Genomic DNA, 13,926 nt, shown 5'->3' with positions numbered 1-13,926 from the left:
TGCTCCCCGTCCCGGATCCCTTGGTTGCGGACATCTTGCACCCGTCCGCGCCTGCCCGCAATGCCGGGATGACAAGGCCGGGCAGCGCGGTTATCGCTTGCTTCATGATCGATACGCCCCCGACCCCGCTGCCCGAAACCTTGCCCGACGGTGCCATTCCTGCGGCCACGCTGGTCATCATGCGGCCGGCAGACGGCGGTGGTCCTGACGAAATCCTGATGGTCAAGCGGTCGACCACCATGGCCTTTGCTGCCGGCGCCGTCGTGTTTCCCGGCGGCCGCGTCGACCCCGATGACTATCGGGTTGCGCGCCTGTACGGACTGGGTATCGACGAAGCCGACGGCGCGGCGCGGGTCGCGGCGTTGCGCGAGACACTGGAAGAAACGGGGCTTGCGGTCGGCTGGCCGGGGCTGGCCGAAGGCGAGGTTGCCGAGGTTCGCCAGGCGCTGCTGGCCGGAACGTTGCTTTCGGACATATTGGCGGCGCGGGGCGACCGAATTGCACTGGAATCCTTCGTGCCCTTTGCGCGCTGGTGCCCCAATTTCAAAGAGGCGCGAACCTTCGACACAAGATTTTTCGCTGTTGCATCTCCGCAACACAATCATGAGTTAACGGTCGAAGAGGCCGAGCACAGCCATATTTTCTGGGCGAGTGCGAAAGACACGCTGGCGATGGCCGACCGCGGCGAGGTGTCGGTGATTTTTCCCACCCGCCGCAATCTCGAGCGGCTGGCGCTATCTACGGATTTCCACAGCTTTTCAGCGCATTCCCGACAGTTTCCGGTCGAACTTATCACCCCCTGGATCGAGGAACGGGACGGGGGCACCCGTCTCTGCATTCCGGAGCATCTCGGATATCCCGTTACGAGCGAATCCTTTGAGCGCGTACGGCGCGGGTAAATGACGTGGTTTGCAACAACTTTTTCCATATTTATTATTTACTAAGATTTGCCGGGGTAGGGCAAAACGTCGTTGCAATTGCTGAATGCGGTGCCTAAGAAGGCCCTGCAGAAGCAGACCGGGGAGAAATCTCCGGTGTGATTCGACAAGAGTAATCCAGTGGACGGAGAATATGATGAACCTGCTTAAGAAGGCTGCGATCTCTCTCGCGGCGACCTCGATGATTGCGGCCCCGGTTGCTGCGTCGGCTGCTCCCGCAGCACGCGCTGCTTCGGCCGTTGATGGCCAGAGCGAACTCGAAGGCAGCACGAGCTGGATCATCGCTGTCCTCGCTCTCGTTGCTGTCGTTGGCGGCATCATCATCGCGTCGGACAACGACGACGATTCGCCGACCAGCCCGTAATATCGGCTGATCGATACTAATACCGAAGGGCTCCGAGCTTTGCTCGGGGCCCTTTGTGTATTTGGCGCGCGGGATTTTGCCCGCGACATTGGCCGGTGCAGAACCGGTCTCTCTCCGAATTAAAGCATGATGTTCCGGTTGGCCCGTGATCGCGCCAGCGGAATCGCCTCGCGGGCGCGGCTTACGCCCGCCGCGTCGATGGGCGCGAGCGTCAGCGCATAGCCTTTCCCGCCCATTTCCTCTGTAACTCCTGCATCGGCCAGGACGGCGCCCCAGGGATCGATGGCGATGCTGTGGCCAAAGGTCTGCCGCCCGTCTTCGTGCGAGCCGCCCTGCGCCGCCGCCACGATATGGCAACCCGTCTCGATCGCGCGCGCGCGCATCAACACGTGCCAATGCGCCTCGCCGGTCGATACGGTGAAGGCGGCGGGAATCGCGATCAATGTCGCGCCGCGATCGACGAGCGCGCGGTACAGTTCGGGAAAGCGCAGGTCGTAACAGACGCTGAGCCCCAGTTTCCCCAGCGGCGTATCGACGACCGTCACCGCGTTGCCCCCCGCATAGGCAGCCGATTCCTGCCAATTCTCGCCCGAGGGCAGGGTGACGTCGAACATATGGATCTTGTCATAGCGCGCGCGGATGCTGCTGTCGGCGGCGATGACATGGCTGCGGTTCACGCGCCTCTCGCCGTCCTCGGACAGCAAAGGCATCGATCCCGAATGCAACCATATCCCGTGCTTCTGTGCCATCGCCTGCAGCGCGGCGGGCCAGGGGCTGTCGGCCTCGCGGGCCATATGCGCGCCCGATCGCGCGCGGTCGCGGTCGAGCAGCAGCGACATTTCGGGGAAAAAGGCCATGGCGGCACCGCCCGCGGCGGCTTCGCCCAGCGCGCGGTCGATCGTCGCCAGATTGGCGGCAGGGTCGATGCCGCTCGTCATCTGGACGAGCGCGGCGAGGGGAGCGGCTTGCGAAATATTATCCATCGCATCTGGCTAAGCCCGTGGCGCCCGCAGGACAAGCCGTGTGACAGTTCAGTGGCCAGCAAGGTTCGAAGGCGATAAGATGGGCCAATGTCCAATATTTTCGCGCGCCAGCCGCTTCAGTTCACCCGGTCCTTCCTCCTCGCCGGCGCCGCCGCGCTCCTGCTGACCCCGCTCGCCGCGAGCGCGCAGGGCGGCGCCGCGACCGCGACCGCGCAAAGCCAGGCAAAGAACAGCGACTGGCTCTATGTCGGTAGCGATATTCCGCGCGATACCGCGTGGCAGTTCGGCGAGCTGCCCAATGGTGTGCGCTACGCCGTGCGCAACAATGGCGTCCCCCCGGGACAGGTGTCGATCCGTGTCCGCATGGATGTCGGCTCGATGTTCGAAACCGAGGAAGAGCGCGGCTACGCCCATTTGCTCGAGCATCTGACCTTCCGCGGGTCGGAACATATTCCGGACGGCGAAGCCAAGCGCATCTGGCAGCGCTTCGGCGTCACCTTCGGCAGCGATTCGAACGCGCAGACGACGCCGACGCAGACCGTCTACCAACTCGACCTGCCCAGCGTCACGCCCGCCAACCTCGACGAAAGCATGAAATTGCTGTCGGGCATGGTGCGCGAGCCACGCATTTCCGAACTCGCGGTCGCCGCCGAGCGCGGCGTCGTGATGTCCGAACTGCGCGAATCGGACGGGCCGCAAAAACGGATCGCCGATGCGACCAACGCGCATCTGTTCGCGGGGCAGCTGCTCGGCGACCGCTCGCCGATCGGCACGACCGCGTCGCTGGGCAAGGCGAACGCGACGTCGGTCGCCGCCTTCCACAATCGCTGGTATCGCCCCGATCGCGCAGTCGTCGTTATCGTCGGCGACGCCGATCCGGCGGTCCTCGCCGGGCTGGTCGCGAAATATTATGGCGACTGGAAAGCCGACGGCCCCAACCCCGCAGATCCCGATTTCGGCAAACCCGATCCGAAACAGCCTGCCGCGCGCGAGATCGTCGAGGCGAACCAGCCGCTCGCGCTGACGCTGGCAATGGTGCGCCCGTGGAAAAAGCGCATCGACACGGTCGAGAATACGCGTCGCCTCTACCTCGAATTCATCGCACAGGCGCTCGTCAACCGCCGGCTCGAAAACCGCGCGCGCAGCGGCGGCAGCTATCTGGTCGCGACGGTCGAACAGCAATATGTGAGCCGCAGCGTCGATGTGACGATGGCGTCGATCGTCCCGCTGAGCGATTGGAAGGCGGCGCTCGCCGATGTGCGCGGCGTCATCGCCGACGCGGTGAAAAACCCGCCGTCGCAGGCCGACATCGACCGCGAGGCGAACGAGATCCAGGCGTTCCTCGTCAAGGAACTGGAAAATGCGCGCAACGAGCCTGGCGCGCGGCTCGCCGACGATATGGTGCGCGCGGTCGACATCAACGAAACGGTGACGAGCCCGCAGGGGCAGGTCGACATGTTCAAGGCGATCCGCGCCTCCGCCACCCCGAAAGTGATGCTCGAGATCAGCAAGGCGATCTTCGCGGCACCGGTTACGCGCGTCGTGCTGACCACCCCGACCGCGGCGGGCGGCGATGCTGCCGTGCTTGCGGCGCTGAAGGCCCCGGTCACCGCGCGCGACGACCGGCTGGCGACGCTGAAGGCCGATTTCAAACAGCTTCCCGCGATCGGCCAGCCGGGAACGATTACCTCGACCAGCAGCCTGCTCGGCCTGCGCGCCGAGCGGATCGAATTTGCCAATGGCGTGACCGCGCTGGTGTCGAACAACAAGGTCGAGCCAGGCAAGGTGCGCGTCAATGTGCGTTTCGGTACCGGCAACCGCAGCGTCGCCGCCGATGCGCCGAACCTGCTCTGGACCGGCGATTATGCGCTCGTTGCGAGCGGGATCGGCCCGTGGGGGCAGAATGAGATCGACCAGCTGACCAATGGCCGCCAGATCCAGATGAATTTCGCGATCGACGACGATGCGTTCGAACTGTCGGCCGAAAGCAATCCCGCCGATTTGACCGACCAGATGCGCTTGATCGCGGGCAAGCTCGCGCAGCCGCGCTGGGATCCGCAGCCGGTCGAACGGCTGCGCATCGGCTTCCTCACCGGCTATGACCTCAACGACGCGACGCCGAATGCCGTGCTCGACCGGAATTTGCGCGGCTGGCTGACGAACAATGACGCGCGCTGGGCGGCGCCCGACAAGGCGCAGATTGCGGCACTGACCCCCGCTGCCTTCCGCGCCTTCTGGGAGCCGCGGCTCGCGAGCGGGCCGATCGAGGTCCAGATCTTTGGCGATCTCGAATCGGTCGACTACAAGAAAATCCTCGCCGAAACGCTGGGCGCGCTGCCGCCGCGTCAGACCCTTGCGCCGCCTGCGGGCCAGCGCGTCGACTTCGCCAAACATGTGACCGTCCCTGAAATCGCCTATCATCGCGGCGAGCAGGGACAGGCGGCGGCGATGACCGCCTGGCCGACCAGCGGTGGGCTTGCCAATCCGCGCGATGCGCGCGGGCTCGAAGTGCTCGCGGCAATTTTCAACGACCGGCTGTTCGACCGCCTTCGCGCCGAACAGGGCGCAAGCTATGGTCCGGTCGTCGACAGCCACTGGCCGACAGGCTTCGATACGGGCGGCTATCTGCTCGTCGGCAGCCTGCTGGCGCCGAAGGATCTCGATCGCTTCTATGGGATCGCGCGCGATATCGCCGCCGATCTCGTGGCAAAGCCGGTCGACGCCGACGAACTCGCGCGCAATGCCGGCCCGATCCGTGAGCAGGTGGCGCGCGCTTCGACGGGCAATGTCTATTGGATGTTCCTGTTGGAAGGCGCGACCCGCGACCCGCGCGTCACCGCGGCTGCGCTGTCGATCCAGGACGATATTTCGGCTGTCACCTCCGCCGACATCCAGCGGCTGGCACAGCAATATCTGTCGCCCGCGCGCCAATGGTCGCTAGCGATCCTGCCCAAGGGGATGACGCTGGCTGACGCGTCGGCGCTCGGTGCAGCGCAGGCGCAGGCACCGGCTCCCGCGGCGGGCGGGCGCTAGGCCCTCTCGCCGCCCTCGACGGGGCGGCGGGTCTTGCGGATGCGCGGTTCGCGTTCCAGCTTGCCCTTGGTCATGATGTCGTGCCGCATCTTGGCGCGCACGTCGTGGATCGACGCGATCACCGGCCCCATTGCCACACCGAGGTCGATCAGCACCGCCTCGGCGAGCTGAAGCGAGCTTTCGAGCGTTTCAGGAACGGCATCGCTCGCCCCCGCCTGATAGAGCGCGCCGGCATGGTCGGCGTCGCGCGCGCGGCTGATGATCGGCAGCGCGGGATATTTCTGGCGTAGCTGGCGCGTCATGCGCAGCTGCTGGACGGGGTCGTCCATCGTCAGAACGATGGCTTTCGCATTCTCGATCCCGAGCTTGTCGAGGCTGCCGGGCCGCGCGACGTCGGCGAAGCGCACGGAGAAACCATCGCGCCGTGCGGCGGCGACGGTGTCGATATCGGCATCGACCGCGATATAGGGGCGGTCATGCTCGCGCAGCAGCTCGGCGACCGTGTGGCCGACGCGGCCGAAACCGACGATCACCGTACGTCCCTCGGGCGTCTCGTCATCCTGCGCATCGCCGGTCCGCATCTCGATCCGCCGCGCGATGTCGTGGCCGATACGGGCGAGCAAGGGCGTGATCGTCAGGCCGATCGCGGTGACGAGCTGCCAGAATTCGGCGGTGTCGCGGCTGATGAGCTGTGCCTGGAGTGCAGTTGTCAGCACGATCAATGTCGTCTCGGACGGGCTCGCCATCAACAGGCCGACCTCGGCGGCGGTCCCGCGGCGTACTGCGCCGGAGAAGCGAAGCAGCGCCGCGGTGACGAATGCCTTGACGAGCACGACGCCGACGACCGCGGCGACGAGCTGCGGCCATTGGCCGGCGATCGTCTTGAGGTTCAGGCCCATGCCGACGCTGATCAGGAAGACCCCGAGTGCGAGGCCCTTGAACGGCGCCGTGATCGCCTCGACCTCGCCATGATATTCGGTTTCGGCGATCATCAGGCCCGCGAGCAGCGCGCCGACGATCGGCGACAGGCCCACGGCGGCGGTCGCGAGCGCGGCGACGATCACGACGAGCAGGCTCGCGGCGAGGAACAGCTCGGGATCCTTGGCGCGCGCTGCCTGCGCGAAGATACGCGGCAGCAGGAACCAGCCGCCGATCGCGAGCGCGGCGACGACGAGCGCGCCCTGCCACAAGGTGGTGAGCAGCAGTTCGGCGCTGTCGCCCGACGCGGTTGGCGACAGGGCGGCGAGGACAAAGATGATCGGCACCAGCGCGAGGTCCTCAAACAGCAGCATCGAGAAGGAGGCGCGGCCGACCGCCGATTTGGTCCCCGCCATCGGCAGCACGAGCGCCGTCGACGAGAGGGCGAGCGCGATGCCGAGGCCATAGGCCGCAGCGGGCGAATGGTTGCCGACGAGGAACAATGCGGTGCCGAGGATGCCGCCCGCGACGAACAGCTCTGCCGCGCCGATTCCGAACACGAGCTTCCGGAGCTGCCAGAGGCGTCGGAACGACAGCTCGAGCCCGATCGAGAAGAGGAGGAGGATGATCCCGAACTCGCCGAACAGCGCGATGTCTTCGGTCGACGCGATCGTGACATGTTTCAGCCACGGATAATCGGCCGCGAGCGCGCCGAGGCCCGACGGGCCGACGAGCAATCCGACGAGGATGAAGCCGATCACCGGCGATATCTTGAAGCGGGCGAACGCCGGGATGACGATGCCTGCGGCGCCGAGGACCACCAGCGCGTTGCCGATGGCGGAGGTTTCTGTTTCCGATACCATAAGGGCCGACCTTATGCAGGCCGGCCCCGATTGGCTAGATAGCTATCCCAACCTTTTTGGTTGTTATCAGCTGCCCATCTTGGCTTCGAGATTTTCGACGATCGCCTCGAAGAAACCTTCGGTCGTCAGCCAGTTCTGGTCGGGACCGATCAGCAGTGCGAGATCCTTGGTCATCTTGCCGCTTTCGACGGTCGCGACGCAGACCTTTTCGAGGTCGTCGGCGAACTTGACCAGCTCGGCATTGCCATCGAGCTTGCCGCGGTGCTTGAGGCCGCCGGTCCATGCGAAGATCGACGCGATCGGGTTGGTCGAGGTCGCCTTGCCCTGCTGGTGCATGCGATAGTGGCGGGTGACGGTGCCGTGCGCGGCTTCCGATTCTACGGTCTGGCCGTCGGGGGTCATCAGCACGCTGGTCATCAGGCCGAGCGAGCCGAAGCCCTGCGCGACGGTGTCCGACTGGACGTCGCCGTCGTAATTCTTGCAGGCCCAGACGAACTTGCCGCTCCACTTGAGCGCCGAGGCGACCATGTCGTCGATCAGGCGATGTTCGTAGACGATGCCGAGCTCGTCGAACTTCGCCTTGAATTCGGCCTGGAACACTTCCTCGAACAGGTCCTTGAAGCGGCCATCATAGGCTTTGAGGATCGTGTTCTTGGTCGACAGATACACCGGCCACTGGCGTGCGAGGCCATAGTTCAGGCTGGCGCGCGCGAAGTCGCGGATCGAATCGTCGAGATTGTACATGCCCATCGCGACGCCCGACGACGGAAACTGGAACACTTCCTCGTCGATCAGCGTGCCGTCTTCGCCTTCGAACACGAGGCGCAGCTTGCCGGGGCCGGGGACGCGGAAGTCGGTTGCCTTATACTGGTCGCCGAACGCGTGGCGGCCGACGACGATCGGGTCGGTCCAGCCGGGGACGAGGCGGGGGACGTTGCGCATCACGATCGGTTCGCGGAACACGACGCCGCCGAGGATGTTGCGGATCGTGCCGTTCGGCGACTTCCACATCTTCTTCAGGCCGAATTCCTCGACGCGCGCTTCGTCGGGGGTGATCGTCGCGCACTTCACGCCGACGCCATATTTCTTGATCGCGTTCGCGGCCTCGACGGTGATCTTGTCGTCGGTGCGGTCGCGTTCCTCGATGCCGAGGTCGTAATAATGCAGGTCGATGTCGAGATAGGGGAGGATCAGCCGTTCGCGGATCCACTGCCAGATGATCCGGGTCATTTCGTCGCCGTCGAGTTCGACGACCGGGTTGGCTACCTTGATCTTGCCCATGCGTTCAGCCTTTTTCCTTGGGGAGTCGGAGTTGCGAGCGCCTTAGGCAAAGCCGAGAGAATGTTCAACTGCCGGTGGAACGGGCCGGTCAGCTTATCCATTGTCAGTATAGAAGCTGCCCCCTAGAAGAACGCCCATGTCCAATATCATATCTTCGAACCGCCCCGGCGGCGGCATCAAATGGCACTGGCCCTCGGTCCATCCCGAAGGCCGCAAATTCCTTTTGATCGCCGGTATCGTCACGCTCTGCTTCTGGCTGCTCGGCTGGGAAATCCTCGGCTGGCTGATGCTCGGCGTCACCGTCTGGGTCGGCGCCTTCTTCCGCGACCCGGTACGCGTCACGCCCGCGAGCAGTGATTTGATCATCGCGCCCGCCGACGGGCTGGTCACGCAGATCGCCGAAGTCCCGCCGCCGCCCGAAATCTCCGGCCCCGATGGCCTCGGCGCGGCGCCGATGCTGCGCGTGTCGATTTTCATGAGCGTCTTCGACGTCCACATCAACCGCACACCCGTGGCAGGGACGCTGCGCAAGCTCGTCTATATTCCGGGCAAGTTCGTGAACGCCGACCTCGACAAGGCGAGCGAAGAGAATGAGCGCCAGCATTTCGTCGTCGAACGCGCCGATGGCGTCCGCATCGGCTTTACCCAGATCGCGGGCCTCGTCGCGCGGCGCATCATGCCCTTCGTGACGATGGGCAATGAACTGATGACCGGCCAGCGCGTCGGGTTGATCCGTTTCGGCAGCCGCGTCGACGTATACCTGCCCGCGGGAACGACACCGCAGGTGCTACTCGGTCAGCGCACGCTCGCCGGCGAGACGGTGATTGCACGGATCGGCAAGGCCGAGACGATCGACGGAATCGGTCAGTAATTTGGTGGACGACGCCCCGCTTTCGGCCGGCGCCCCAGGCGAGGCGGAACGGCGCCGCATCGGCGGTATCCCACTGCGCGCCTTTGCGCCCAATGCGATCACCTTGCTTGCGCTCTGCTCGGGACTGACCGGCGTCCGGTTTGCGATCGACGGTGCGTGGGAAGCGGCGATTACGATGATCATCGTCGCGGGCGTGCTCGACGGCATGGACGGGCGCATCGCGCGGTTGTTGCGCGCGCAGAGCAAGTTCGGTGCCGAGCTCGATTCGCTGTCCGACGTCATCGCCTTCGGCGTCGCGCCGGCGATGATCCTGTTCCTCTGGTCGCTCGCCGATGCGCCCAAATTCGGCTGGACCGCAGCGCTGGCGCTTGCGGTATGCTGCGCGCTGCGCCTCGCGCGCTTCAATTCGCGCATGGATGCCGATTTCCAGCCGCACAAGTCCGCCGGGTTCAATACCGGCATTCCCGCACCGGCCGGTGCGGGCCTGTCGTTCGTGCCGGTGTACCTCTGGCTGACGACGGGAAGCGATCTGTTTCGCGAATGGTATGTCGTGATGCCGTGGGCGCTTGGCGTTGCGATGCTGATGATATCGGCGATCCCGACCTACAGCTGGTCATCGATCCGCTTGCGCCGTTCGTGGCGCCTGTTCGCCTTGGCCGGGGTCGGCCTTCTCGGCGCCGCACTCGTCACCGCGCCCTGGCTCACACTTCTTGCCGTTTGTGCTCTCTATGCCGCGACATTGCCGTTCGGGCTCGCGAGCTATGCGAAGGTCAGGCGGCGCGGCTGAGCGCCGGCTGCGTGCGGGCGGCGGCGCGGACGGGGCGCGGGGCGTCGCGGCGCGCCGGCGAACGGCGCAGCGTCATCTTTTGCGGCAGCGGACCCGATTGCGGCGCGGTTTCGACCGGGAAGGCGCCTTCGCCCAGCAGCGCCGAGAGAATCGCATTCTCGTTATTCTTGAGCATGGCCAGGATCACCGTGACGCCGAGACCGGCGGCGAGGGTGAAGAGGAGGGCGGCTGCGACCTGAACCATGACTTGTCCTTTCGGCTTTCGTGTGCGAAACCTTTTGTTAACCAGCGACGGTTTCGTGGGGCTTTTCGTTCCATGTTCCCGTTTTGTTCTCAAGTATTTTGCGACGAACGGAGTCGCTTTGTCGCCGAACCGAGTCCGGCACCTGCGATCAGTTGAACGCGAAAAGGCGCGCGCGCCCCTTGCTTTTGGCGGCCAAGGCGGCTAACGGCCCGCCCATTCCACATGGAAGGCGCACATAAACCGGTGCCGGATCGTCCGCTTGCGGACCTTCGGTTCTTGCTTTCCAGAGGACCAACCGGAAGGAGAAAGACTATGGCGGCACCTGTCGTCACGATGCAGAATCTTATCGAAGCTGGCGCCCACTTCGGCCACCAGACCCACCGTTGGAACCCGCGCATGAAGCCGTATATCTTCGGTGCGCGCAACGGCATCCACATTCTCGACCTGTCGCAGACCGTGCCGCTCTTCGCGCGCGCGCTCGACTTCATCGCCTCGACCTCGGCCGCTGGCGGCAAGGTCCTGTTCGTCGGCACCAAGCGCCAGGCGCAGGGTGCGATCGCCGATGCGGCGCGCGCTTCGGGCCAGCACTTCGTCAACCACCGCTGGCTGGGCGGCATGCTCACCAACTGGAAGACGATCTCGGGTTCGATCAAGCGTCTCAAGACGCTCGAAGAGCAGCTCTCGGGCGACACCTCGGGCCTCACCAAGAAGGAAGTGCTCAACAAGACGCGCGAACGCGACAAGCTCGAAATGAGCCTGGGCGGCATCCGCGACATGGGCGGCATTCCCGACGTGATGTTCGTGATCGACGCGAACAAGGAAGAGCTGGCGATCAAGGAAGCCAACGTCCTTGGCATCCCCGTCGTCGCGATCCTCGATTCGAACGTTTCGCCCGACGGCATTGCTTTCCCGGTTCCGGCGAACGATGACGCCGCACGCGCCATTCGCCTTTACTGCGAAGCGGTTGCCCAGGCGGCAACCCGTGGCGGCCAGCAGGCCCGCGCGAACCGCGGCGAAGATCTCGGCGCCGCTGTCGAGCCGACCGCCGAACCCGTCCTGGTCGAAGAAGCTGCCGCTCCGGTGACCGAGGACGAACAGGTCCCGGCCGAAGCTGCTGCCGAAACCGAACGTCAGAGCGACGCATAATCGCTCGGGCATGACGGGACGGCGCGGCAAGGCCCACGCCGTCCCTGTCATCCCTTTGACTTATCGCCCGGCCATGCGCGCGGGCGTCCCGCGGATCCGATGGGTCCGCCCCTTTTGAAAGGAACAACTCATGGCTGAAATCACGGCCGCTCTCGTCAAGGAACTGCGCGACCGCACGGGCGCAGGCATGATGGACTGCAAAAAGGCGCTCGCCGAAAACAACGGTGACATCGAAGCGTCGATCGACTGGCTGCGCACCAAGGGCCTCGCCGCCGCCGCCAAGAAGGCCGGCCGCGTTGCCGCCGAAGGCCTGGTTGGCGTTGCCACCGACGGCACCCGCGGCGCGATGGTCGAAGTGAACAGCGAAACCGACTTCGTCGGCAAGAATGAGCAGTTCCAGGAATTCGTCCGCGACGTGACGCAGGTCGCGCTCGCCGGCAACATCTCGGACATCGAAGCGCTCGCCGCTGCGACCTATCCCAGCGGCGGCACCGTCGCCGAGAAGCTGACCAGCAACATCGCGACGATCGGTGAAAACCAGTCGCTGCGTCGTTCGACCATCGTCTCGGTGAACTCGGGCGTCGTCACGGGCTATGTCCACAACGCCGCCGCTCCCGGCATGGGCAAGATCGGCGTGCTCGTCGCGCTCGAATCGACCGCCGGTGCCGACGTGCTCGAACCGCTCGGCAAGCAGCTTGCGATGCACGTCGCCGCCGCGAACCCGCTGGCGCTGAACGGCGACGATCTCGACGCCGACCTCGTCGCCCGCGAACGCGCGATCGCCGAGGAAAAGGCTGCCCAGTCGGGCAAGCCCGCCGACATCGTTTCGAAGATGGTCGACGGTTCGATCGCGAAGTTCCGCAAGGAAAACGCGCTGCTGTCGCAGCTCTTCGTGATGGACGGCAAGACCCCGGTCGCCGAAGTCGTCGCCGCAGCCGGCAAGGATGTCGGCGCGACGATCACGCTCAAGGGCTTCGTCCGCTTCCAGCTCGGTGAAGGCATCGAGAAGGAAGAAAGCGATTTCGCGGCGGAAGTCGCGGCCGTCGCCGGCGTCTGATAAAAGAAGATCCGGATTGCTGCGTTCGTCGCGGTAGTCCGCTTGGCAATGGCGCGTGCCCGCTCTAGGGTGCGCGCCATTCGCATATTCATCGATTACACAAGGTTCCCCCGATCATGGCTCTGCCCGGCATGAAACGTATTCTGCTGAAACTGTCGGGCGAGGCGCTGATGGGCTCCAGCCCGTTCGGCATCGACCCCGAAACCGTCGCGAGCATGGCCGCCGAGGTCAAGGAAGCGAAGGATCGCGGGCTCGAAATCTGCCTCGTCATCGGCGGCGGCAATATCTTCCGCGGCATGGCTGGGGCCGCCAAGGGCATGGACCGTGCGCAGGCCGATTATATGGGCATGCTCGCAACCGTGATGAACGCGCTCGCGATGCAGAATGCGCTCGAACAGCTCGGCGTCGAAACCCGCGTCCAGTCGGCGATCGAGATGGACAAGGTGTGCGAGCCGGTGATCCGCCGCCGCGCCGAGCGCCATATGGAAAAGGGCCGCGTGGTGATCTTCGCCGCCGGCGTCGGCGCACCCTATTTCACGACCGACAGCGGCGCCGCGCTTCGCGCCGCCGAAATGAAGTGCGACGCGCTGCTCAAGGGCACCAGCGTCGACGGCGTCTACAACGCCGATCCCAAGAAGGATGCGACCGCGGTTCGCTACGATACGCTGAGCTATGACCGCGTCCTTGCCGACAATCTGAAGGTGATGGACGCTAGCGCGGTGGCGCTGTGCCGCGACAACCATATCCCGATCGTCGTGTTCAATATTCGCGAACCCGGCAATCTGGCGCGCGTGCTGGCGGGCGAGGGTGTTTCCACCGTCGTCGGCGACGCCGCCTGACAAGACCAAGAGAGGAAAAGACGATGGCGAAATATGACAAGGCCGACCTCGAACGCCGCATGCACGGCGCGGTCGAAGCACTGAAGAGCGACCTTTCGGGCCTCCGCACCGGCCGCGCGCACACCGCGCTGCTCGATCCGGTGACGGTCGAGGTCTATGGCAGCCACATGCCGCTGAACCAGGTCGCCTCGGTCAGCGCCCCCGAACCGCGTATGCTGTCGGTGCAGGTGTGGGACAAGTCGAACGTCGGCCCGGTCGACAAGGCGATCCGCTCGGCGGGCCTCGGGCTCAACCCGATCGTCGACGGCCAGATGCTGCGCCTGCCGATCCCCGAAATGACGCAGGAGCGCCGCAAGGAGCTGTCGAAGCTCGCCGGTCAATATGCTGAAAAGGCGCGCGTCGCGGTTCGCAACGTCCGCCGCGACGGCATGGACAACCTCAAGGCCGACGAGAACAAGAAGGAAATCAGCGAGGACGATCGCAAGCGCGCCGAAACCGAGGTGCAGAAGCTGACCGACGCGACGATCGCCGAACTCGACGCCGCCGCCGCCGCCAAGGAAAAGGAAATCCTGGGCTAGTGGATCGGTCGGTTTCCGGGACCT

At 65.1% G+C, this 13,926-nt stretch carries 13 protein-coding genes; 9 read left to right on the top strand and 4 right to left on the bottom strand.

The genetic code is table 11. The annotated features are described in order from the left end of the window. The first annotated feature begins 104 nt into the window (after positions 1 to 104). Both GGC65_RS07640 and GGC65_RS07635 read left to right on the top strand, forming a co-directional pair. Entirely contained in the window at positions 105 to 899 is a 795-nt protein-coding gene (locus GGC65_RS07640; RefSeq protein ID WP_192646608.1) for an NUDIX hydrolase, read from the top strand. A 175-nt stretch (positions 900 to 1,074) separates the two neighbouring features. Beyond that, complete coding sequence (locus tag GGC65_RS07635; RefSeq protein ID WP_192646607.1) at positions 1,075 to 1,302, top strand: hypothetical protein; 228 nt, start codon at positions 1,075 to 1,077, stop codon at positions 1,300 to 1,302. A 119-nt stretch (positions 1,303 to 1,421) separates the two neighbouring features. On the opposite strand, the gene GGC65_RS07630 is transcribed toward GGC65_RS07635, so the two are convergent. Continuing rightward, a complete protein-coding gene (locus GGC65_RS07630) occupies positions 1,422 to 2,285 on the bottom strand; it encodes a carbon-nitrogen hydrolase family protein (protein WP_192646606.1) in 864 nt (287 codons plus the stop codon). A gap of 87 nt (positions 2,286 to 2,372) precedes the next feature. On the opposite strand from GGC65_RS07630, the gene GGC65_RS07625 reads away from it, so the two are divergent. Continuing rightward, on the top strand, positions 2,373 to 5,318 hold the full coding sequence (locus tag GGC65_RS07625) for a M16 family metallopeptidase (protein ID WP_192646605.1): 2,946 nt from the start codon (positions 2,373 to 2,375) through the stop codon (positions 5,316 to 5,318). Here GGC65_RS07625 and GGC65_RS07620 read toward each other — a convergent pair. Both GGC65_RS07620 and GGC65_RS07615 read right to left on the bottom strand, forming a co-directional pair. Further along, positions 5,315 to 7,099: a cation:proton antiporter gene (locus GGC65_RS07620; RefSeq protein ID WP_192646604.1), complete on the bottom strand. Its 1,785-nt coding sequence runs from the start codon at positions 7,097 to 7,099 to the stop codon at positions 5,315 to 5,317. The genes GGC65_RS07625 and GGC65_RS07620 overlap by 4 nt on opposite strands. A 66-nt stretch (positions 7,100 to 7,165) precedes the next feature. Continuing rightward, a complete protein-coding gene (locus GGC65_RS07615; protein ID WP_192646603.1) occupies positions 7,166 to 8,380 on the bottom strand; it encodes an NADP-dependent isocitrate dehydrogenase in 1,215 nt (404 codons plus the stop codon). Positions 8,381 to 8,516: 136 nt separating this feature from the next. Between GGC65_RS07615 and GGC65_RS07610 the strand changes: the two genes are divergently transcribed. After that, positions 8,517 to 9,251 carry a phosphatidylserine decarboxylase gene (locus GGC65_RS07610; RefSeq protein WP_192646602.1) on the top strand — a complete coding sequence of 245 codons (735 nt, stop codon included), beginning with the start codon at positions 8,517 to 8,519 and terminating at the stop codon, positions 9,249 to 9,251. 4 nt (positions 9,252 to 9,255) lie between these two features. After that, positions 9,256 to 10,038: a phosphatidylcholine/phosphatidylserine synthase gene (locus GGC65_RS07605; RefSeq protein WP_318780136.1), complete on the top strand. Its 783-nt coding sequence runs from the start codon at positions 9,256 to 9,258 to the stop codon at positions 10,036 to 10,038. On the opposite strand, the gene GGC65_RS07600 is transcribed toward GGC65_RS07605, so the two are convergent. Further along, a complete protein-coding gene (locus GGC65_RS07600) occupies positions 10,022 to 10,282 on the bottom strand; it encodes a hypothetical protein (RefSeq protein WP_192646600.1) in 261 nt (86 codons plus the stop codon). The genes GGC65_RS07605 and GGC65_RS07600 overlap by 17 nt on opposite strands. Positions 10,283 to 10,594: 312 nt before the next feature. Between GGC65_RS07600 and rpsB the strand changes: the two genes are divergently transcribed. The 4 genes from rpsB to frr all read left to right on the top strand — a co-directional run bounded on the left by rpsB (position 10,595) and on the right by frr (position 13,902). Continuing rightward, a complete protein-coding gene (gene rpsB / locus GGC65_RS07595) occupies positions 10,595 to 11,428 on the top strand; it encodes a 30S ribosomal protein S2 (RefSeq protein ID WP_192646599.1) in 834 nt (277 codons plus the stop codon). A gap of 130 nt (positions 11,429 to 11,558) precedes the next feature. Then, positions 11,559 to 12,485: a translation elongation factor Ts gene (tsf, locus tag GGC65_RS07590; RefSeq protein ID WP_192646598.1), complete on the top strand. Its 927-nt coding sequence runs from the start codon at positions 11,559 to 11,561 to the stop codon at positions 12,483 to 12,485. 116 nt (positions 12,486 to 12,601) lie between these two features. Continuing rightward, on the top strand, positions 12,602 to 13,324 hold the full coding sequence (gene pyrH / locus GGC65_RS07585; protein ID WP_192646597.1) for a UMP kinase: 723 nt from the start codon (positions 12,602 to 12,604) through the stop codon (positions 13,322 to 13,324). A gap of 23 nt (positions 13,325 to 13,347) precedes the next feature. Continuing rightward, positions 13,348 to 13,902: a ribosome recycling factor gene (gene frr, locus GGC65_RS07580; protein ID WP_192646596.1), complete on the top strand. Its 555-nt coding sequence runs from the start codon at positions 13,348 to 13,350 to the stop codon at positions 13,900 to 13,902. The last annotated feature ends 24 nt before the right edge of the window (positions 13,903 to 13,926 follow it).

This window comes from Sphingopyxis sp. OAS728, assembly GCF_014873485.1.
Lineage (GTDB): Bacteria > Pseudomonadota > Alphaproteobacteria > Sphingomonadales > Sphingomonadaceae > Sphingopyxis.
This window is presented reverse-complemented; position numbering and strand designations above follow the sequence as displayed.